At 62.0% G+C, this 22,306-nt stretch carries 17 protein-coding genes; 16 read left to right on the forward strand and 1 reads right to left on the reverse strand.

Features of this window, described 5'->3' with window-relative positions:
- Positions 1 to 44: 44 nt before the first annotated feature.
- Positions 45 to 1,058 carry an aldolase/citrate lyase family protein gene (locus VIZ63_RS21945; protein WP_331611949.1) on the reverse strand — a complete coding sequence of 338 codons (1,014 nt, stop codon included), beginning with the start codon at positions 1,056 to 1,058 and terminating at the stop codon, positions 45 to 47.
- A gap of 372 nt (positions 1,059 to 1,430) precedes the next feature.
- On the opposite strand from VIZ63_RS21945, the gene VIZ63_RS21950 reads away from it, so the two are divergent.
- The 16 genes from VIZ63_RS21950 (at position 1,431) to VIZ63_RS22025 (ending at position 22,278) form a co-directional block, all read left to right on the forward strand.
- The gene (locus VIZ63_RS21950; protein ID WP_331611950.1) at positions 1,431 to 4,403 is read left to right on the forward strand and encodes a TonB-dependent receptor domain-containing protein; all 2,973 of its coding nucleotides are present in this window, start codon (positions 1,431 to 1,433) and stop codon (positions 4,401 to 4,403) included.
- A gap of 112 nt (positions 4,404 to 4,515) precedes the next feature.
- Positions 4,516 to 5,484: an MBL fold metallo-hydrolase gene (locus tag VIZ63_RS21955; RefSeq protein ID WP_331611951.1), complete on the forward strand. Its 969-nt coding sequence runs from the start codon at positions 4,516 to 4,518 to the stop codon at positions 5,482 to 5,484.
- A gap of 256 nt (positions 5,485 to 5,740) precedes the next feature.
- Complete coding sequence (locus tag VIZ63_RS21960) at positions 5,741 to 7,495, forward strand: DUF1592 domain-containing protein (RefSeq protein ID WP_331611952.1); 1,755 nt, start codon at positions 5,741 to 5,743, stop codon at positions 7,493 to 7,495.
- A 32-nt stretch (positions 7,496 to 7,527) separates the two neighbouring features.
- Entirely contained in the window at positions 7,528 to 8,865 is a 1,338-nt protein-coding gene (locus tag VIZ63_RS21965; RefSeq protein ID WP_331611953.1) for a DUF1552 domain-containing protein, read from the forward strand.
- 25 nt (positions 8,866 to 8,890) lie between these two features.
- The gene (locus VIZ63_RS21970; protein ID WP_331611954.1) at positions 8,891 to 10,300 is read left to right on the forward strand and encodes a hypothetical protein; all 1,410 of its coding nucleotides are present in this window, start codon (positions 8,891 to 8,893) and stop codon (positions 10,298 to 10,300) included.
- Between the two features lie 18 nt (positions 10,301 to 10,318).
- On the forward strand, positions 10,319 to 11,428 hold the full coding sequence (locus tag VIZ63_RS21975; protein WP_331611956.1) for a hypothetical protein: 1,110 nt from the start codon (positions 10,319 to 10,321) through the stop codon (positions 11,426 to 11,428).
- Positions 11,429 to 11,696: 268 nt separating this feature from the next.
- A complete protein-coding gene (locus tag VIZ63_RS21980; RefSeq protein ID WP_349261251.1) occupies positions 11,697 to 12,908 on the forward strand; it encodes a thiamine pyrophosphate-dependent enzyme in 1,212 nt (403 codons plus the stop codon).
- 1 nt (position 12,909) lies between these two features.
- The gene (locus VIZ63_RS21985) at positions 12,910 to 13,923 is read left to right on the forward strand and encodes an alpha-ketoacid dehydrogenase subunit beta (protein ID WP_331611958.1); all 1,014 of its coding nucleotides are present in this window, start codon (positions 12,910 to 12,912) and stop codon (positions 13,921 to 13,923) included.
- A gap of 3 nt (positions 13,924 to 13,926) precedes the next feature.
- Entirely contained in the window at positions 13,927 to 15,252 is a 1,326-nt protein-coding gene (locus VIZ63_RS21990) for a dihydrolipoamide acetyltransferase family protein (protein ID WP_331611959.1), read from the forward strand.
- A 7-nt stretch (positions 15,253 to 15,259) separates the two neighbouring features.
- The gene (gene lpdA, locus VIZ63_RS21995; protein WP_331611960.1) at positions 15,260 to 16,660 is read left to right on the forward strand and encodes a dihydrolipoyl dehydrogenase; all 1,401 of its coding nucleotides are present in this window, start codon (positions 15,260 to 15,262) and stop codon (positions 16,658 to 16,660) included.
- A gap of 20 nt (positions 16,661 to 16,680) precedes the next feature.
- Positions 16,681 to 17,154 carry an Lrp/AsnC family transcriptional regulator gene (locus VIZ63_RS22000; protein ID WP_331611961.1) on the forward strand — a complete coding sequence of 158 codons (474 nt, stop codon included), beginning with the start codon at positions 16,681 to 16,683 and terminating at the stop codon, positions 17,152 to 17,154.
- 307 nt (positions 17,155 to 17,461) lie between these two features.
- Positions 17,462 to 17,929, forward strand: coding sequence for an Lrp/AsnC family transcriptional regulator (locus VIZ63_RS22005; RefSeq protein ID WP_331611962.1), 468 nt, complete (start codon positions 17,462 to 17,464; stop codon positions 17,927 to 17,929).
- Positions 17,930 to 18,129: 200 nt separating this feature from the next.
- Positions 18,130 to 18,558, forward strand: a complete 429-nt coding sequence (locus VIZ63_RS22010) for a CHRD domain-containing protein (protein WP_331611963.1) — start codon at positions 18,130 to 18,132, stop codon at positions 18,556 to 18,558.
- 201 nt (positions 18,559 to 18,759) lie between these two features.
- Positions 18,760 to 19,995, forward strand: a complete 1,236-nt coding sequence (locus VIZ63_RS22015) for a cytochrome c (protein ID WP_331611964.1) — start codon at positions 18,760 to 18,762, stop codon at positions 19,993 to 19,995.
- 37 nt (positions 19,996 to 20,032) lie between these two features.
- Complete coding sequence (locus VIZ63_RS22020) at positions 20,033 to 22,075, forward strand: carbon starvation CstA family protein (RefSeq protein ID WP_331611965.1); 2,043 nt, start codon at positions 20,033 to 20,035, stop codon at positions 22,073 to 22,075.
- Positions 22,076 to 22,086: 11 nt separating this feature from the next.
- Positions 22,087 to 22,278: a YbdD/YjiX family protein gene (locus VIZ63_RS22025; RefSeq protein WP_331611966.1), complete on the forward strand. Its 192-nt coding sequence runs from the start codon at positions 22,087 to 22,089 to the stop codon at positions 22,276 to 22,278.
- The last annotated feature ends 28 nt before the right edge of the window (positions 22,279 to 22,306 follow it).

A 22,306-nucleotide genomic window follows, 5' to 3' on the forward strand; every position in this document is an offset into this window, starting at 1 on the left:
TCCCGTCCTGCGACGGGACACGGCAAGACCTGAGTCAGTCTCTTCTAGTTAGGCAGCGGGCGGCCAGATGCCTTGCGGCCGACGTCGATGGTCTTAAAGCCGGCATCGCCCCAGTTCATGATGAAGACGCTGAAGCCCTGCTGCATGCGCAGTTCGATCTGTTCGGCTGTCGCCGGGATGCCGCACGGAACATTGAATTCCTTGCACGCGGACAGGACCTGCTGAATCGCGTTCTCCCATGCTGCTTCGTCGACCGTCCTCTTGCCTGACGCGTCAGTCGTCGAAAACACTCCGCGCAGAGTACCGATGCCGGGAATGAGCACGCCGAGGCCCTTCACAGCAGCGATTTCACGAACGTTCTGCAGGCCATCCTTGCTCTCGATGACGACCCAGTTGATGAGCTCACCGTTGGGATTGAGCGGCCAGACATCGGCCTTGCGGCGATAGTCCTTTTTCGACACGCCCCAGTAGGCAGGTGCCGATCCGACGCTGTCACGTCGTATGCCACCGTTGGCGGGGTAGCGCATCGCGGCGATTCCCTGGCTGAGTTCCTCCGCGCTCTCGACCTGCACGAACATGATCCCGCTGACGCCGAGGTCCAGTTGCTCGCTGATGTGCTTCGCGGCCAGCACCGGATCCGGCGCGATCTCGTGCATCTTCACGACCATGGGATAGCTGATGTGCGGATGCGGCTTTTTGCTCAGATGATTTTCCTTGCCGAGCGCCTTGGCATAGGCCGCAAACACCGGATACGTTTCGTCGTACTTGTGCTCCATGGTGCCGTCGAAGACGAAGTCGCTTAACTTGTAGGCGACAGTCTCGCGCGCGAGCTCCGTAGGTGTTTTCGGCTTGGTCGCTTCCGCGGCCGCGTTGCCTCCCGGACGACGATTGCTTGGCGCGTACAGGCCCATCACCGGCTGCTTCTGTTCGAGCAGCGAAATGATCGGATTGAGTCGTTGTGCCGATGCGGGCGCGTCGGCCGTTGCCGCCGCGCATGTCATTGCCGCGGCCGATATCGCCACCGCGCGTGCAAGTTGCAACAGATGGTTTCGAGTCATCGTGAAAGTCCCCCAACGTATTTGTGTCGATCGCGCGAGCAACTTAGTCATTGCCGTCAGTCGCTGCAAACGATTTTTGCAGCCGTCGAACATCGATCAGCGTGCTGATGCAGCGCCCTTTCCAGCGGCGCGCAAACTAATCCTGCCGATCGTCGTTCAAACAACTTATTCATGCTGTGTTCCGATCGGCGGTGCACGCTATCAGTAAATTCCTGCGAGACGAGAGGAGTACGCTGTTCCTCGAAGTCAGGCGCCGGCGCTCGCCGTTGCGCTCTGCATCGAGTGTGAGGTCGCTTGCTCCGTCGTCAGGGCAGGGGCTCGAGCCTCGCACAACAACGAATTTTTTCTTTGGTGTTAGGGGGTTTCTTGACGATGAATGATCAAAGCTCGGTGCGTCCGGTCGCAGTAGCTGTCCGGCGCGCGCTTGGTTCGGCGGGTATGACGTTGTTGGCGCTCTCGTCGCTCGCAGCGGCGAACGCTCTTGCGCAGGAACAGGCTACTGCGCCAGCCGCAGCGGAATCCGCAAACGTCGGCGGCTCGTCCGACTCCGAATTGAACCCGCTGCTCGGCGAAGTGACCGTGACCGGAACGCGTATCGTGCGCGACGGTTACGAAGCACCAACGCCGGTCGCCGTGCTCGGTAACGAGCAACTGGCGCAGATGGGCGTCACCAACATCGCCGACGCGGTGAACCGCCTGCCGGCGATCTCCAGCAGTATTTCCACCCGCACACAGCAGTCCAACATTGGTACTGGTACGGCCGGTGTGAACACGCTCAACCTGCGTGCTCTCGGTGCGAACCGCACCCTCGTGCTCCTCGACGGCAAGCGCATGGTGCCCTCCAGCCTGGGCACGGGCGGCAACGCCGGCGCGGTCGACGTCAATCAGATCCCCAACGGCCTCGTGCAGCGAGTCGAAATCGTGACTGGCGGTGCGTCCGCGGTCTATGGCTCGGACGCGCTGGCTGGCGTGGTCAACTTCATTCTCGACAAGAAATTCACCGGCCTGAAAGGCTCGGTGGACGGCGGCATCACCGAGGCGGGCGACGGCGAGAACTATCGACTCTCGTTGACCGGCGGTATGCCGTTCGCTGACGGACGCGGTCACCTGTTGTTCAGCGGCGAGTACGCGGACGACAAGGGCGTGATCGGCAACAACCGCAGCTGGGCAGATACGTCGTATCAGCTGATGAACAACCCGGACTACGCGCCTGGCAATGGCCAGCCGCAGTTGCAGACCGTGTTCAATGCGGGTGTCGCGAACGGTACCCGTGGCGGTTTGATTCTCGACGCTCGCCCGATTGGTTCGACGACGTTTACGCAGAACACGCCGTTCCGCGGTACGGCTTTCGGCGAGGGTGGCACACCGTATACGTTCAATTTCGGCCGTACGGCCAACGGCAGCCCGGTGATGGAGGGTGGCGATTGGGAAGCGTCGCGTATCGATCGCTCCACCACGCTCGGCTTGCCTCTGACCCGCCGCACGATGTTCGGTCGCGGCAGCTTCGACGTCACCGACAATCTGACTGCATTCGTCGAGCTGCAGTACTCGCACACCAAGTCGCATAACAGACAAGTGGTGCCAAACCTCAACAACGGCAGCAGCGTGACCATCCTGCGCGACAATGCGTTCCTCTCGCCAGAGATGGGCGCGGCCATGGATACGGCTGGTATCAACGCTTTCCGGCTGGGCACCTTCAACGGTGATCTGCCATACCTGCAGGGCATCAACACCCGCGAGCTGAAGCGCGTCGTGGGCGGTGTCGAAGGTAACTTCGATATGTTCGGCACGGAATGGAGCTGGGATGCGTACTTCACCCATGGCGAACAGGACATCAGTTCCATCACTCCGGGCAACCGCATCAACGCACGTTACACGGCGGCCGTAAACGCAGTTCGCGATCCGCTCACCGGCCGTATCGTCTGCGCCAATGGCGACCCAACCTGCATACCGTACAACCCGATGGGTCTCGGCGTGAACACCCAGGCCGCGATCAACTATGTCACCGGCATGGGCTATGCAGATACGTTGCTCACGCAGCAGGTCGGCGCCGCCAGCATGAATGGTGAGCCGTTCTCGACCTGGGCAGGCCCGGTCTCGGTCGCGTTCGGTGCCGAGCACCGTCGTGAAAAGGTGTCGGGTAGCGCCAGCGAACTGGACGAAGCCAACGCGTTCTTCGCCGGCAACTACCATGCGACGCAGGGTAAGTACGACGTAACCGAAGGCTTCTTCGAAACTGTGGTACCGCTGTTGAACAACGTACCGGGCGCCGAGTCGCTGGATCTGAACGGTGCCGTCCGTTACACCGACTACAGCACGTCTGGCGAAGTGACCACCTGGAAGATCGGTGCCACCTGGCAGCCGCTGGAAGACTTCCGTTTCCGCTTCACCAAGTCGCGCGACATCCGTGCGCCGAACCTGGGTGAGCTGTTCAACTCCGGTCAGTCCGGTACGGGCAATACCTCGGATCCGTTCCTGAATATCCAGTACCTGCTGCTGTCGGTGACGAGCGGCAACCTGGATCTGAAGCCGGAAGAGGCAGACACGACCGGTCTCGGTATCGTGTTCTCGCCACGCTTCCTGCCAGGATTCCAGGCCTCGGTCGACTACTACAAGATCGAGATCGACGGTGCGATGGCGACGCTCAGCACCACGAACATCCTCAATGGCTGCTTCGCTGGCAACGCGCTGCTGTGCTCGTACATCGAGCGCGATCCTGCGACGGCGCCAGTCGCCGGTGGTGTCAGCCGGATCAACATCAAGCCGGACAACATCCTCGGTCAGGAACTCAGTGGCTTCGACGTGGAAGCGAGCTACACCTGGATCCTGCCGGCGGGGCAGTTGCGCCTGCGTGGCCTGGCATCGTTCGTTGAATCGATGGAGACGTACGACCTGACCGCGGGTACGCTGGATGGCCGCGGCGTCAACTCCGATAGCGGTGGTATCGGCCTCGGCACGGCCCTGACGGCGCCGAAGTATCGCTACCTCACCTCGGCGACCTACGATCTCGATCAGTTCTCTGTCGGCCTGACGATGCGTGGTGTGAGTTCGGGCGTCTACAACAATGCGTTCATCGAGTGCCAGGCCAATTGCCCGACGGCGACGGCGCTGAATCCGACCATCGACAACAACAAGATCGACGGTGCCGAGTACTTCGATCTCTCCCTCAACTACAAACTGGATGGTGCGGGCGAGGTGTACTTCGTCACCGAGAATCTGTTCGACGAAGATCCGGCGCTGGTGGCCGGAGGTCGTGGCGCTGGTTACTACCAGGGCCAGGACAACAAGTTCCTGTACGATCGTTATGGTCGTACGTTCCGCGCTGGCTACCGGTTCCAGTTCTAAGAAGCTGCCGGTTCCAATTCGTTAGAAAAAGCGTTCAGAAAAAGACGACTCGGACGGGGCGGACTGCAAAGTCCGCCCCGATTTCCAGGGCAACGGTTTCGGGGGAATAGTAATGCTGACATCTGGTCGCTTCTTGCGTGCCTGGGTCGGCGCACTCGCACTGTGCTGTGCGACGGCGCTGCCTTCGGTTTCCATGGGGCAGGGCGCAAGCCCCGCGGCAGTCACGGGCGCGTCTGCCGCCATTACCGCGCGCAATCTCACGTCCAGGGATTTTCCACGTTGGCAGCAGCTGGAGCCCAACGTGTATGCCTATGAGGGCCTGCATTCCTCGGGCATCAATACCGTCAGCCTGATCGTCGTCACCGATGAGGGCGTGGTCGTGGCCGATGGCCAGGGTGACCTTGCCCAGACCCGGCTGATGATCGAGAACATCGGCAAGTGGACGACGCAGCCAATCAAGTACGTGGTGGTGGCCTCGGATCACACCGATCACGTGGGCGGCAACGCCGCATTCAAAGAAGCCTTTCCAGACGTTACCTTCATCGCTTCGCCGGTGTCGCAGGAGCGGTTGGCCAAGTCGTCGACTCCAGTCGTCATGGCTGTGTCCGAACAGCGCTCGCTGCGTCTTGGCGGCGTCAAGATCGAAGTTCTGAATCTCGGTCGCGCACACACCGGCGGCGATCTGGTGGTGTGGCTGCCGGACACGAACGTCGTGTTCCTCGGTGAGGTCTATCTGCGCGGAGTGTTTCCGGCGATGCGCTCGGCGTATCCGAGCGAATGGCTGGCGACGATTCGCAAAGCGCAAGCGATGAATGCGGCCTGGTATGTGCCGGGTCATGGCTTCATCGACGGGGCCGCGGATCTGCGGCGTGATCTCGAGCAGTCGCGTCGCGCGCTGGGCTGGGTCATCGAAGAGGCGCAGCGACTGCACAAGGCGGGCTTTGCCTGTCCTGCTGCGAATGACTGCCCCGCGCTCGCTCATGCGGATTGGGGGTCATTGAACGATTGGGCTCTGCGGGACTCGCAGGCGCCGATGGCGATCTGGAAGGTCTATCAGGAGCTGGAAGGCAAGCTGCCGTAGCTGGCAGCACGGCGCAGGGTGCGCATCGAAGCTCTGATGGATGGCATCGGCGAAAGTTCGGGTCGTACGCCAGATGCAGCAATTGGATTAGAGACCGGTGGGGTGTAACCCCGTTTGTTTAGTAAGAACGTTCCACTTTGTGCCCTAAAATCACAAAGTTATTACAGAATTACCGTCGTACATTGGTCACTGCGGGAAAGGGTTTCCAAAAGTAACCTGTGTCGGGAAAAGTTTAGTCGGTTGAGGGGGATTCGAGTTGAACTCAGTCATTCACGCATCGACCCGAGGACGTCCGCCGCTTTCGCGTGCGGGCTGGCGTTGTGGCGCCGCTGTCCTGACCGGTCTGCTGCTCTTGGGGTGTGCAGGCAAGCAGGAACCGCAGAATCGCGGCACGCCGGCGCATGTGCGCATCATCACCACGCAGCAGTATCTGAACACCATTGCCAACGTCTTCGGTTCCAGCGTCAGCCTGGAGTTGAAGTTCGCGCCACTGCGTCGCACCGAGGGGCTGCTCTCGAATGGCGCCGCTCTGGCAGGCGTCACGACGGGCAAGATCGAGACCTTCCAGCGGGCGGCCAGCAGTGTGGCGTCCCAGGTGGTCGACCCGAGTCGTCGTGAGTACCTCATTCCCTGTATTCCAGCGGCAATCGACAAGGCGGATGCAGACTGCGCCCGGCAGTTCTTCGAGCCGACCGGCCGTCTGCTGCATCGTCGCACCCTGAGCGAGGAGCAGCTGAACCAGTACGTGAGCCATGCCGGCGAGGCAGCCGAGAAGCTGAAGGATTTCTACGCCGGTATCGAGCTGGTGCTGGAGTCGATGCTGCTCAGCCCCGACGTGTTGTTCATCGTCGAGGACACCGAGGCTGATCCGGACAACAAGGGCGGCAAACGGCTCGACGCGTACTCCATGGCGTCGCGTCTGAGCTTCTTCCTGTGGAACTCCGGTCCCGATGACTTGCTGCTCAAGGCAGCGGAGAGCGGCGACCTGCAGACGAGCAAGGGTCTGCGCAAGGCCGTGGACACGATGCTGGCCAGCCCGCGCCTGGAGGACGGCACGCGGGCATTCTTCGACGACATGCTCGGCTTCGACGACTTCGATGTCCTGTCGAAGGACCCCACGGTGTATCCGTTCTTCACGGGGGCGACCGTCAGCGATGCCCGCGAGCAGACGATGCTTACTCTCGTCGATCATCTGCTGCACAAGAAGGCGGACTATCGCGATCTCTACACGACGCGTTCGACGTTCATGTCGCCGGCGCTGGCGCCGCTGTACCAGATCCCGGCGTCGCAGGGCTGGACACCCTACGAATTTCCGGAGGACAGCCCGCGGCAGGGATTGCTGACGCAGATCAGTTTCGTCGCACTGCGTGCACACCCGGGCCGCAGCTCGCCGACGTTGCGTGGTCGCGCGCTTCGCGAGCGCCTCCTCTGCCAGGACGTGCCGCCGCCGCCGCCGAACGTGGACTTCGGCAAGCTCACCAATCCGGACGCGCACTACAAGACGCAGCGCGAGCGCGTGGCCGTGCACCTGGAAGATCCGGTGTGCGCGGGTTGCCACAAGATCACTGATCCGATGGGCCTGGCACTCGAGAGCTTCGATGGCGCCGGACGCTTCCGCACGGAGGAAGAGGGCACCAGGATCGATACCTCCGGCGATCTGGACGGTGTCGAGTTCGACGACGTCGTCGGCTTGGCGCATGCGCTGCGCGATAACGCCAGTCTGCCGAGCTGCCTGGTGTCGCGCCTTTACAGCTACGGTTCCGGAACCGCCGCCGGGACGACCGATCGCCCGCTCATCAAGTACTTCACTGCTGAGTTCGCGGACGACGGTTACCGCCTGCCTGATCTGCTGAAGACGATTGCACTTTCCGATGCGTTCAAGCGCATCCGCGACGTCGAAGATGAGGGCGCACGCCATGTGCCGGTCTTCAAGCCTCTGGAAACTCCGCCAGTACCGCAAGAGGTGATCACGCGTGCAACGCACGCAGACGCCCCGATAGCGGGACTGTAACCCTACGACGAATAACTACCGGAGATACTCACATGAGCAAACTCAATCGACGCAGCGTGTTGCGAGGTATGGTCGGAGGCGTTGCCGTCAACGTGGCGCTGCCGCTGCTGAACTGTTTCCTCAACACCAATGGCACCGCGCTTGCGTCCGGTGCACCGATGCCGGTGCGCTTCGGCACGTGGGGCTGGGGTCTGGGAATGACCTCGAAGATCTTCGTGCCGAAGACCTATGGCGCGAACTTCGATCTGCCGGAGGAGATCTCCGCGCTCGCGCCGATCCGCCAGCACATCAACCTGATCAGCAACACGCAGGCGTTCCGCGACAATTATCAGAACCTCTGTCACTACACTGGTTGGGTGATTGCACGCACGGGTTCGGCGCCCAAGGATCAACGTGACATCCCGGGCGAGACGATCGACGTCACTATCGCCAACCAGATCGGCAGCACCACTCGCTTCAAGTCGCTGACCGCGACTGCCACGGCCGACGTCCGCAACACCTACAGCTACGAGAACAGCAACACGCCCAACGCCCCTGAGTGGTCGCCGCTGCAGTTCTATACCCGTCTGTTCGGACCGGAGTTCCCCAACCCGAACGCTGCGACGTTCACGCCCGACCCGCGCATCATGGTTCGCAAGAGCGTGCTGTCGGGTGTGATGGATGAGACGAAGGGCCTGATGAAGCAGGTCAGCGCGGAAGATCGTGCGCGTCTGGATCAGTACTTCACTGGCCTGCGGCATCTGGAACAGCAGTTCCAGCAGCGGCTCGAGAAGCCTCAGCCGATTGCGTCCTGCGTCATTCCCAAGGGCATCGACGTCGATCCGTCAATGGGGCAGGAGCAGGAGATGATCTCGCAGCGTCACAAGATCATGACGGAGCTGCTGGTCATGGCCCTGGCCTGCGACCAGACGCGCGTCTTCAACATGGCGTACACCAACGCCAACTCCTCGACGATCAAGCCGGGCTACGAGAAGCCCCACCACACGACGACGCACGAAGAACCGGTCGACATGGCGCTGGGCTACCAGCCAACGGCTTCGTGGTTCACGCGTCGCGCGATGGAAGGCTGGGCTACGTTCGTCGATGCCTTCACCAAGGTGAAGGAAGGCGACGGCACGCTGCTCGACAACGTGTTCATCTACGGCACGACCGATCACGGCTACGCGCGCACGCACAGTCTCGACCACATTCCTGTGTTCACGGCGGGTCGCGCGGGCGGCAAGGTGAAGACCGGTCTGCACATCGACGGCAAGGGCACGGCGGCCACTCGCGTGGGCTACACCGCTCTCAAGCTGATGGGCGTCGACAAGTCGTCGTGGGGCGTCAACAGCAACAACACTTCGCAGGAAGTCAGCGAAATTCTGGTCTGAAGTGACTTCCGGGGGATACGAGAAGATGGTTTCACTACGGCTCATGCTGCGCGCCCTCACGGGCGCGGCGCTGCTCATCGGCTCGGCCAGCGTCGCCATGGCAGCCAGCGGCGACTATTGGCAGTCGAAGGACGCAACGGACAAAGAAAGCTACGTCAAGGAGCCAATGCCGCCGGGCATTCAGGTGATACAGACGGAACTGGAAGGTCCGGTGTTCGCAGACGAGAAGGGCAAGACGATCTACAACTGGCCGCTGGGTGGCTTGCGTAACGGCAATACGGGCGATCGCCGCAACGGTGGTGTGTCGAATTGCACGGACACGATCTACACCGAGACGACGGGCTACATGAGCCCGTATCCGGGCGGGTTCCTGCTGCCGGATCTCGACAAGCGCAGACCGTGCGAGCAGTTGTGGCCGCCGGTGCTGGCAGCAGCTGATGCGAAGCCGGTGGGCAAGTGGACGCTGGTCAAGCGCAAGAATGGTGCGAATCAGTGGGCGTATAACGGCTATCCCGTGTACACGTCCGATCTCGATCGCAAGCCGGGCGACGTGCTGGGCGGCACCAACGCAATCTCGGGTGGAGCGCAGGGTATCGTGCGTAATCCGGTCAACCCCACGGCCGACATTCCTCCCGAACTCGCGATCGTGCCATTTCGCACCGGACGCATGATCACGACGCACCGTGGTGCATCGGTGTACGTCTCGGATGCCGATGAGCCGGGCAAATCCAATTGCACGGGACCGTGTCTGCAGGAGTGGGCTCCCGTGCTCGCGCCGATGACCGCCAGGTCTCGCGGTGACTGGGGCATCATCGAGCGCTCCCCTGGCATCAAGCAGTGGGCGTTCCGTGGCAAGGCGCTCTATACCAATGTCGCGGACAAGCGCTCACGCAGCATGGTCGGTAGCGACTTTCCGGGTTGGCACAATGCGTTCACACAGCGGGCCCTGCCGCCGCCGGCGGAGTTCACGGTTCATGATGCGCGTCTCGGCCAGGTGCTGGCCGATGCCAATGGCAAGACGATCTACATCTACCAGTGCAACGACGACGCGATGGATCAGCAGACGTGCGATCACCCTGATGCTCCCCAGGTGTATCGGATGGCGATCTGCGGCAACTTCGACCCGAAAGTCTGTCAGAAGACATTCCCGTACTTGCCGGCAGCGCCAGATGCACGAGCTGACAGCAGCTTGTGGACTGTCATGACGATCGATCCGGAAACGGGTCGCAAGGCACAGGCTGGTCAGCCAGGTGCGATGACGGTCTGGGCCTATCGCGAGCGCCCGGTCTACACGTACGGGGATGACCAGCGTCCCGGTGATACGGAAGGCGACAGCTACGGCGAGTTCAATGGCGCGCGAAATGGCTTCCGCGCGTACTGGCTGCGCGATGATTTCCGCAACAATTCCCTTGGCCGCACTTCGCGCGAGCGCTAATTTCTCGGGAGAGCACGAATGAACACTGCAGTCAGCCACAATATGGGCAGGAAGATGGGTTTCGCAGTGACGGCGCTGGCGACGGGCGTCGCCGCAGTGCTGGGCACTGCCTCAGCGGAGGGGCTCCGCGAAGGTGATAGCGCGCTGAAGAATGGCCGCATCGGTTATGTGCTGACCACCAAGAACTGGGGCGTCTACCAGAACGCAGACAATTCCGAGTGTCCGCAAGGCTTCAACGATGGTCCGCGTGAGCAGTTCAAGAAGCTGTTCCCGGAGGGCAAGAAGCGCTCGATCGTCGAGGCGCAGCTGGCGCGCGAAGGTGAGCAGTGGCATCCGACGACGCAGCCGGAATCCCTGAAGTTCCTGGAAGCCGGAGGCAAGGTCACGTACGGACTGAATCTCGACGGCAAGATCGGGCCAGAGGATTTCTCGAGCCCAGAGGGTGAGCCGGGCGTCGACAATCAGCTTTTCCGTGCGATCGGCTGCATCGGTCATTACCGCGTAGACGGTACGATCCATCACTTCGAGAATCTGTTCATGCGCAGCTACGATGACATGCGCATCGTGCTCGAGCTGAGCGATGTCGACAATCTGAAGAACGACGACGACGTCACTGTCACCACGTATCGCGGCAGCGATGGTCTGCTGCAGGATGCGACGGGTGAAGGATTCATTCCGGGTGGCACGCAGCGCATCGACATGCGATTCGGCAAGGACTACATCTATTCGATGAAAGGCAAGATCGTCGACGGTGTCCTGAAGACGCAGCCTGCCGATCGCGTCATGCTGCCATGGGCGTCAACCTTCGGTGCGACGGGTCACCACGTGATCCGGGGCTTCCAGCTGCAGCTGAATCTCGATACGAAAACCGCGACGGGCTTGATGGCAGGCTATGTGGATGTGAATGCATTCCGTCATCAGCTGAATACCACCTGGTCGACGCATCATCACAGCTATGGCCAGTTGTCCTCGCCTTCGCTGTACAAGGCGATGAGCCGTCTCGCGGATGGTTATCCGGATCCGAAGACAGGGAAGAACACGGCAATTTCCTCTGCGATCACAGTGAAGTTCGTGCAGACGTACGTCGTGCATCCTGAAGAAGAGAAGCAGCTGGTCGTGAAGAAATAGCGTAAGCGACTTCACTCAGCGGCCTCTACCAGAATCCCTTTCCCGCACTGCGGGGAAGGGATTTTTTCTTTGTGGCGCCAGCTTGAGAAGATCATGCACAGATGCGCTTGTATCACGTGCATTTGGCGAAGAAAGACCGCGATGGCGTGGATAGACTCCTCAACAGAACAAATACATGCTGTGAGGGGGATCGATGCTGAACCACAAGCGTCGTGATCGAGCAGATTGCCCGACATCGGCAGCGCTCGATTCACTGGGAGCGCCGCTGATGCTGCGTATTCCCGAACCGGCAGCTCGGCCCGGCGAGCCAGTCGACTTCAGTCATCTGCGTTTATCGAAGGCCGGTGCCGTCCGTCGCCCATCGAGCGACGCGCCTGCCAGCAGCATGCATGAGCTCGCGTACGAACTCATCCGCGTGCTCGATGACGAAGGCACGGCCGTAGGTCCGTGGGTTCCGCAGATTACTGCCGACACGCTGCGTTCCGGTCTGCGCGCAATGCTCCTCACGCGTGCGTTCGATGAGCGTATGTACCGTGCACAACGGCAGGGCAAGACTTCCTTCTATGTGAAGTGCACCGGTGAAGAGGCGGTCAGCGCGGCCCAGGTCGCTGCTCTCCAGAACACGGACATGTGTTTTGCGAGTTACCGCCAGCAGGGACTGCTGATCGCCCGCGGCTATCCGCTCCTCAAGATGATGGGGCAGATCTACTCGAACACGCTCGATCCGCTGTTGGGCAGGCAACTGCCGGTCATGTATTCGTCCAAGGAGTTCGGCTTCTTCACGGTGTCCGGCAACCTCGGTACGCAGTCGATCCAGGCCGTTGGCTGGGCCATGGCCTCGGCATTGAGCGGCGACCGACGCATCGCGGCCGCCTGGGTCGGCGATGGCACGACCGCCGAAGGTGACTTCCATCACGCGCTGACGTTCGCATCGGTCTATCGCTCGCCGGTGATCCTCAACGTCGTCAATAACCAGTGGGCGATTTCGAGTTACCAGGGTATTGCCGGCGGCGATGAAGCGCCGTTTGCCGCGCGCGCCATTGGCTACGGCCTGCCGGCATTGCGTGTCGATGGCAATGACTTTCTCGCCGTCTACGCAGCGACTGAGTGGGCGGCGCAGCGTGCGCGTGCCAATCACGGCGCAACGTTGATCGAATTGTTCACGTATCGCGCTGAGGGACATTCGACCAGCGATGATCCGAGTCGCTATCGACCGGCCGACGAGGGCACGAAGTGGCCGCTGGGCGATCCGATCGAGCGGCTCAAGCAGCACCTGATCAAGCGGGCGGAGTGGAGTGAGGAGCGGCATGCCGCGCTGCGTGAGGAAGTCATGCAGGAGGTTCGCGCCGTGCAGCGTGAAGCCGAATCCCATGGCGTTCATGGTGCCAACACCACGCATAGCCCGAAGACGATGTTCGAAGGGGTGTTCAAGGATGCGGATCCGCGCCTGATGCAGCAACGCCAGGAGGCGGGGTTCTGACATGCCGACGATGAATATGATCCAGGCCATCAATTCGGCGATGGTCACGACGATGACACGCGACCCGAGCGTCGTGGTCTTCGGTGAGGACGTGGGGTACTTCGGCGGTGTTTTCCGTGCCACCGAAGGCTTGCAGAAAACGTTCGGCAACACACGCTGCTTCGACACGCCGATCACGGAGGCCGGCATCGTGGGCGCCGCCATCGGCATGGGCGCGTACGGCATGCGTCCGGTGGTGGAGATCCAGTTCGCCGACTATATCTACCCGGCGTTCGACCAGCTGGCTTCTGAGGCTGCGCGCATCCGCTATCGCTCTGCCGGCGATTTCAACGCACCGATCACTGTCCGTACACCGTACGGCGGCGGAATTTTCGGTGGCCAGACGCACAGTCAGAGTCCGGAAGCGTTGTTCACCCACGTCGTGGGGCTGAAGGTCGTCATTCCGTCGACGCCGTACGACGCGAAGGGGCTGTTGATCAGTTCCATCGAAGACGACGATCCCGTGATCTTCCTCGAGCCGAAGCGGCTGTACACCGGCCCCTTCGACGGCAATCACGGCGGTCCGGTGAAGACATGGGCGGCGCACGCCGCCAGCAATGTCCCTGCGGAGCACTATCGCGTGCCGCTGGGGCAGGCGGCGATCGCACGCGAAGGCAGCGCCGTGACCGTGCTCGCCTACGGAACGATGGTTCACGTGGCGCTCGCGGCGGTCGCCGAAGCGAACATCGATGCGGAAGTGATCGACTTGCGCAGTCTGATCCCGCTGGATGTCGAGACCATCACGAAGTCGGTCAACAAGACCGGACGCTGTGTGGTCGTCCACGAGGCGACGCGTACATCGGGCTTCGGTGCTGAGCTCGCCGCCATCGTGCAGCGCGAGTGTTTCTACCAGCTCGAATCCCCCGTCGAACGCGTGACCGGCTGGGACTTGCCCTATCCGCACGCCTTCGAGTGGCATTACTTTCCAAGCCCCGCGCGCATCGCGGCGGCTCTGCGTCAGACGATGGAGCGTTGAGCGATGGGTCAGTACAGCTTCAAGCTTCCCGATGTCGGCGAAGGCACGGCCGAGGCGGAAATCTGTGAATGGCGGGTGGCAGTCGGCGATCGCGTCGAAGAGGATCAACCGCTGCTCGACGTCATGACCGACAAGGCCACTGTCGAGCTGACCGCGCCCGTGGCTGGCATCGTGCAGAGCATTGCCGGCAAGGCCGGAACGATGGCGGCCGTGGGATCGGTCCTGGTCGTATTGGAAACTGCCGGCGAGTCGTCGGCAGCTGCAGCGTCACCGGCGCCAGCGGCGAGTGCGCCAAAGCCCCCGGTTGCTACGGTCGCCGCTGCTGTTGCTGCTCCCGTGCCAGCCGAGCCACGTGCAGCGTCGTCGCCAGTGTCCGGCGCTGCCGCCAGTCGTCCGATGAATGGTTCGTCCGCGCAGGCCGGGCGCCCAAGCGTGATCGACGGTGTGTTCATTCGTCCTCCGGCATCACCGGCGGTGCGCCGGCGTGCTGAAGAACTTGGCATCAAGCTGCAATACGTGCGCGGCACGGGTCCGGTCGGTCGCATCGTGCAAACCGATCTCGATGACTATCTCGCCAGCAATGACGCCGGTGCGACAATCGCTGTCGATCCGCTCTACGCAAAACGCCTGCACGGCGAAGACGTACCGGTCATTGGATTACGCCGCCAGATCGCCGAGCGCATGCAGGCGGCGAAGCGTCACATCCCGCACTTCACCTATGTCGAAGAAGTCGACATGACGGAAGTGGAGAGCCTGCGTGCACATCTCAACGAGACGCGCACCAAGGATCAGCCGAAGCTCACACTGTTGCCGTTCTTCATCCGTGCGCTCGTCAAGGTGCTGCCGGAATTTCCGCAGATCAATGCCACGTACGACGACGAAGCAGGGGTCGTGCATCGCAGTGGCGCCGTCCACTGCGGCATGGCGGTCCAGACGCCCAAGGGACTGCTGGTTTCCGTTGTCAGGCATGCCGAAGCACGCGATCTGTGGGATTGCGCGCTGGAGATCGCTCGATTGGCCGCCGCAGCTCGCGACGGTAAGGCGACGCGAGAGGAGTTGAGCGGCTCGACGATCACGCTGACCAGTCTCGGCACGCTCGGCGGCGTGAGTGCGACGCCGGTGATCAACCGTCCCGAAGTCGCCATCATCTGCCCGAACAAGATCATCAAGCGCCCGGTGGTGCTCGACGACGACCGCATCGTGGTTCGCCGCATGATGAACCTGTCCTCGTCGTTCGATCATCGTGTCGTCGACGGTGCGGATGCGGCCGCCTTCATTCAGCGGCTGCGCACGGTGCTGCAACAGCCAGCCACTCTTTTCATCCGCTGAGGCGCGCATGACCAAGATGATCAAGACGCGATTACTGGTAGTCGGGGGCGGCCCTGGCGGCTATGTGACAGCCATCAGAGCCAGTCAGCTGGGTATCGAAGTGACGCTGGTCGAAGGCGACCGCCTTGGCGGTACCTGCCTGATTCGTGGCTGCATTCCGTCGAAGGCGATGATCCATGCCGCCGCGAAATTCGAAAGCGTGCAGAGCGCAGCGAGCGATGCGGGAACGCTCGGGATTCGCGTCAGCGGCACACCGCAGATCGATCTCGCCGAAACGGTGCGCTGGAAGGGCGGCATCGTCGATCGTCTCAGCGATGGAGTTGCCGGTCTGTTACGACGCGCCAAGGTGCAGGTGATCCACGGCTGGGCTCAGTTCACCGATGCCAAATCCTGCAACGTAAGAACGGCGGAGGGCGATGTCGCCATCACCGCCGAACACGTCGTGCTTGCCAACGGCTCAGAGCCGGTCGAATTGCCCGGTCTGCCGTTTGGCGGCGCGGTGATCTCCTCGACGGAGGCACTGTCCCTGCAAGCGTTGCCGCAACGACTGGCCGTGGTGGGTGCGGGCTATATCGGCCTCGAACTGGGGTCGGCGTTTCGCAAGCTGGGGGTCGACGTCACTGTCGTCGAAGCTCGCGACCGGATTCTGCCGCAGTACGACGCAGCGCTCGTGAAGCCCGTCGCGCGCTGGCTCGACCGCGCAGGTGTGAAGCTGCATCTCGGTGCCAGTGTCACCGGTTATGACAGCGGCCAGCTCCTCGCCGAAGCGCAAGGCGCGACCCTCGCGATCGAGGCCGACCAGGTGCTGGTGACAGTAGGTCGTCGGCCACGGACTCAGGGTTGGGGGCTCGACCAGATGGGCGTCGACATGGACGGGCGCTTCGTCCGCGTCGACGATCAGTGCCGTACGTCGATGCGCAATGTCTGGGCGATCGGTGATCTCGTCGGCGAACCGATGCTGGAGCACAAGGCGGCAGCGCAGGGCGAGATGGTCGCGGAAATCATCAGCGGCAAACGTCGTCGCTTCGATCCGCTGGCCATTCCGGCCGTGTGTTTTACCGAACCGGAGATCGTCACCGTTGGGTTGTCGCCCGAGGAGGCTGCTGCTTCCGGAGAGGATGCGATCACGACGCAGTTTCCATTCTTCGCCAACGGTCGCGCGCTCTCGATGGAAGCCGGCGACAACGGCGGCTTCGTGCGGGTGGTTGCCCGCAAGCACGACGGGTGCCTGCTGGGCATCCAGGCAGTGGGCAGCCACGTATCCGAGCTGTCCGGCGAATTCGCCCTGGCGCTGGAGATGGGCGCGACGCTCGAGGACATCGCGGGCGTGATCCATGCGCACCCGACCCTGTCGGAAGCCTTCTTCGAGGCCTCGCTGGCCGGTCTGGGACACGCCATTCACATCTGAGCCGCCTGCGAGATGCATCCATGACAGCGGAAGGCCTCGACAAGATCGACTACAAGATTCTCGCCGTGATGCAGCAGGATGCCTCGCTGTCGGCGGCAGAAATCGCCGAGCTGGTGGGACTGTCGCAATCGCCTTGCTGGCGGCGCATCCAGCGCCTCAAGGACGAGGGCTACATCACGGGGATCGTGGCGCTGCTCGATCGCCACAAGCTCGGACTGCGTGCGCAGATGTTCGTGCAGGTGAAGGTGCTGAAGAACGACCAGGTCAGCCTCGCCGAGTTTTCCAAGGCCATTCGCGCCTTTCCCGAGGTCATGGAATGTCACGTCGTCCTGGGCGTGTTCGATTTCCTGTTGCGCGTGGTGACTCCGGATATGGACGCCTACGAGAAGTTCTACTTCGAAAAGCTCTCGCGCGTGCCGCACGTGCTCGAAGTGACCTCGTTCGTTGCAGCCTCGGAGATCAAAACGGCCACGGCGTGGCCGCTCGATTTCTGATTCGAGCGCACGTCCTCAGGCGAACCCCGCCGCCCACGTTCATTGTCTTCACTCGCCCCGCGGCGGGGAAAACCCTAACGTTTGCAAAGACCTTGCGTTGTATGCAAAGAACGTGCATCACTACGCTACCTAGGTCGACTACGATGCAATTTCGTTCCAAGGCAGCAATGCGAGGGTCACAGACCCAATCCGATATGAACCTGATTCGAAAGGGCACGCCGGTCATGAAGAGCGTTGCCATCCGCCATGCCAGCGATGGCCAGCATATTGCTTACGTAACACAGACGACACTGCAATTGGGGGAACGATGGAAGCGCTGGACAAGATCGATCTGAAAATACTGTGTGCGCTGCAGGAAGATGCGTCGCACTCCGCCGCAGAAATCGCGGAATCGGTGGGACTGTCGCAATCGCCCTGTTACCGGCGTATTCAACGCCTGAAGGAAGAGGGTTACATCACCCGCATCGTGGCGATGCTGGACCGGCGCAAGCTGAATCTGCCCACGCAACTGTTCGTGCAGGTGAAGGTGCTCCGCAACGACCAGGCGAGCCTCGCCGAATTCACCAACCACATACGCAGTTTTGCCGAAGTGCTGGAGTGCCACGTCATTCTCGGCGCCTATGACTTCCTGCTGCGCGTGGTGGTCAAGGACATGGAAGCCTACGAGAAATTCTATTTCGGCAAGCTGTCGAGTGTGCCCAACATCCGCGAAGTCAACTCGTTCGTCGCCGCCTGGGAAGTGAAGTCGACGACGTCGTTGCCGATCAAGTTCTGAGCGATGCCGATGTTGTTGCATGTTCAATTCCGCCCGGCCGGCCCTGCACGCATACATCATGCGAAACCTGCGGGCGGCGGCGGCGTTTCAGCGAAGTTCCTGTCTTCGGGCGGGAGTACGCTCTGTACTGAACGACAAACCGTCAGCGCGATCAAATGCGCATAAGCGCATGCGGTGACACAGATATCGGGGGATATCACATGCTGAAGAACCGTCGAACTTCCGGATTCATCGGTGCGGCGCTGCTGGCCGTGGCCGCGTTTACCACACCCGCAGCACTCGCCCAGGACGTCAAACTCGTCCTGACCGGCGATCTGGAAGTGCCTGCCGTCACCACCACCGCAAAGGGCGAAGGCACTCTGAAGGTTGCGGCCGACAAATCCGTCACGGGTCGAATCACGACCTCCGGCGTCGATGGAATCGCCGCGCATATTCACCTGGCGGCGCCCGGCAAGAACGGTCCACCCGTCATTGTGCTGGTCAAGTCCGGGGACAACGAATGGTCTGTGCCGGCTGACGCCAGGCTCACCGATGAGCAATATGCAAGCTTCAAGGCCGGCGAGCTGTACGTGAACGTGCATAGCGCGACACACAAGGGCGGAGAGATCCGCGGACAACTGCAGCCGTAGATGCGCCCCGTCGATCGCCGTAATCGCCGCGCGCTGCTGGCGGCGAGCCGGACACAGATGAAATGAGTTGCGGACCAATCATCTCGCTGCCGTGCGCGAGCACGGCATGCGGTTGCTGCTGTCGGCATGATGCTGCGGCAGCCTGGTTCGGTCTCACCCTGCAGAGAAAAATCAGCCCGAACTGACGCGTTACAAAGCCACATGCAAAAATTCAAATGCGAAATCGCCGCCACGGCGGCCAGTCTGCTTCTGGCGATCCTGGCAATGCCGCAGGCCGCAGCGGATTCCGGCGAGTCGCCCGCCGAGCGGGGCAGATACATTGCCATCGCCGGCAACTGCATCAGCTGCCATACGAGCGAAGGCGGCGAGCCGTTCGCCGGCGGCCTCGCTTTCGAGACGCCGTTCGGCAAGATCTACTCGACCAACATCACGCCCGATCCGGACACCGGCATTGGCAACTGGACGCAGGATCAATTCGCGCGCGCTGTTCGCGAGGGCGTCCGCGCCGATGGCGCCCATCTGTATCCGGCCTTTCCATATACGGCCTACACGAAACTGACCGACGAAGACGTCGCTGCACTGTACGACTATTTCAAGACGCTCAAGCCGGTCAACGCGGCGGCGCGACCGAACGAAATGGGCTTTCCGTACAACCAGCGCTGGGCGCTGGGCGCCTGGAAGATGATGTTCTTCGACGCCGGCCGCTTCGCGCCCGACGCCTCGAAGTCGCAGGAATGGAATCGCGGCGCCTATCTGGTGGAGAGCCTCGGTCACTGTTCTGCGTGCCATGCGCCGCGCAACATGCTGGGTGCGGAAAAGTCCGCCATGACCGGTGGCGAGATCATGGCTGTCGTGGCGACCGGTGAAACGCGCACCTGGTCCGCACCGAATCTCACCGACGTCTCCAATGGCCTGCAGTCGTGGTCGCTGGACGACGTGGCCAGTTACCTGAAGAAAGGTCGCAATCCCCTGGCGGAGACGCACGGACCGATGAATGAGGTCATCCTGAACAGCACTCGTCATCTCACCGATGCGGACGTGCGTGCGATGGCGACCTACCTCAAGAGCCTGCCGGGCGACAAGGGTTCAGTGGGCAAGGTGGCGAGCGCTGATGTCCTGAAGGAAGGTGAGCGTCTCTACAACCTCAACTGCGGCACCTGTCACCAGCCCAACGGCATGGGTGATATCGATTACGACGGCGGTGCCAAGCTGGTCCACAACCCGCTCGTGCAGGCCAGCAATCCGGCTTCGCTGATCAATGTGATTCTTTACGGCCCGCAGGTGACGGACCTGGGCGAGAAGCAGTGGAAGGACATGCCTTCGTTCCACGAGAAGCTTGCCGACGAAGATATCGCGGCGATCGCCAGCTATATGCGCAACGCATGGGGCAACGTGGGCGGTGCGGTGACCGAAGAACAGGTGTCGGCGCAGCGCTGACCAGAGTCCTGATTAACGTTTCCGGCCGGGAAAAACGATGAAGAAACTGCTCTGGATCGCAATTGCCCTCGTGGGTGCATTCGCCATCGGCGGATTGGCGCTGCACCGTGGCGAATCGATCAACGCCATGTGGATTCTGGTCGCCGCAGCATGCGTGTATGCGATCGGGTACAGGCTTTACAGCGCGTGGCTCGCGGCGACCGTACTGACACTGGATGACAAGCGCATCACGCCTGCAATCCGGATCAACGACGGTCGCGACTTCGTACCGACCAATCGCTGGGTCGTGTTCGGTCATCACTTCGCCGCCATTGCCGGACCGGGCCCGTTGATCGGCCCGACGCTCGCGGCGCAGTTCGGCTACCTGCCTGGAACGTTGTGGATCCTCATCGGTGCGGTGCTGGGCGGCTGCGTCCAGGACATGACGGTGTTGTTCCTGTCCACGCGCCGCAATGGCCGCAGTCTCGGACAGATGGCGCGAGACGAACTCGGTCCGGTCGGAGGCTACGCCGCAATGCTCGGCACGCTGGTCATCATGGTGATCCTGATCGCCGTGCTCGGACTCGTGGTGGTGAATGCGATGCGCCACAGTCCCTGGGGCACATCGACGGTGTTCGCGACCATCCCGATCGCCGTCCTCGTCGGTCTGTACATGCGCAATATCCGCCCCGGCCGGGTGCTGGAAGCGTCGATCATCGGCGTTGCCCTGCTGTTGCTGGCGGTGGGCGGCGGCGGCTGGGTCGACGGTCATCCGGTCGTGCGCGAGTGGTTCAATCTGGACGCCGTCACGCTGTCCTGGTTCGTGATCGGCTACGGCTTCATCGCGGCCGTACTTCCGGTGTGGCTGCTGCTGGCGCCACGCGACTATCTCTCGACGTTCCTCAAACTGGGCACCGTGATACTGCTCGCAATTGCCGTCGTGGTGTTGCGTCCGGAGATCCGCATGCCGGCGATGACGCAGTTCATCGACGGTTCCGGTCCGATCTTCGGCGGCGCGCTGTTTCCGTTCGTGTTCATCACCATCGCCTGCGGCGCGATCTCCGGCTTCCATGCGCTGGTGTCCAGCGGTACGACGCCGAAGCTGATCGGCAACGAACGCGACATCCGTCTGATCGGATACGGCAGCATGATGCTGGAGTCGGGCGTCGCCATCATGGCCATGATCGCTGCCACGCTGCTGGAACCCGGCGTGTTCTTCGCCATCAACAGCTCTCCCGGCGTCGTCGGGACGACGGCTGAAGCGGCGGTGGCGACCATCTCCGGCTGGGGTTTCCCGGTGACAGTCGAGCAAATGCAGTTGCTCGCGACGCAGATGGGTGAGTCGACGCTGTTTGCGCGCACCGGCGGCGCCCCCTCACTTGCGGTCGGCATGGCGAGCATTTTCTCCTCCGCATTCGGCCAGCACATGATGGCGCTGTGGTACCACTTCGCCATCATGTTCGAGGCTGTCTTCATCCTGACGACGCTCGATGCCGGTACGCGCGTGGGTCGCTTCATGCTGCAGGACGCGCTCTCGCATATCTGGCCGAAGATGGGCCAAACCTCGTGGTATCCCTCGGTCCTGATGTCGAGCGCGCTGATCGTCGCCGGCTGGGGTTACTTCCTGTATATCGGTGTCATCGACCCCAACGGCGGTATCAATATCCTCTGGCCGCTGTTCGGCATTTCCAATCAATTGCTGGCGGGCATCGCTCTGTGCATCTGCACCGGCATCCTGGTGAAGCAGGGGAAAATCCGCTACGCCTGGGTCACCGGATTGCCGCTTGCCTGGCTCACGGTCGTCACCACGGTGGCCACGTGGCAGAAAGTCGTCTCGGACGACGTTCGCATCGGCTTCCTCGCGGCGGCCAACGATATTGCCGACAAGGTGGCTGCCGGAACCATGAGCGAAGCACAGGTGGCTGTCGCCAAGCAGTTGATCTTCAATCAGCGCCTCGATGCAGTACTGGTGATACTGCTGACGCTGATTCTCTGGATCGTGATCGCTGATACTGCCCGCGTGTGCTGGCGCGTCGTGCGGGGATTGCCAGTGCTGCCGAGTTCGGAAACGCCGGCACAGGTCGCCATGGCGCAGACCTGATGTCGGATGCCATGAACACTCGCGCCAACGACGCGGTGCGCAGCGCCTGGAAGCTGTTCCGCGCGCTGACCACCGACGACGCTTACGAAAACTATCTCGCTCACCATCGAGCCGCGCATCCCGGGATGCCTGCGCTCGATCGGCGTGCGTTCTTTGTCCGGGAACAGAGTCGGAAGTGGAGTGGCATTACCCGATGCTGCTGAGCCCCGCGACGGCTACAGGGGAGGTCCA

The sequence above is a fragment of the Povalibacter sp. genome (assembly GCF_036520495.1).
Taxonomy (GTDB): Bacteria; Pseudomonadota; Gammaproteobacteria; order Steroidobacterales; family Steroidobacteraceae; genus Steroidobacter.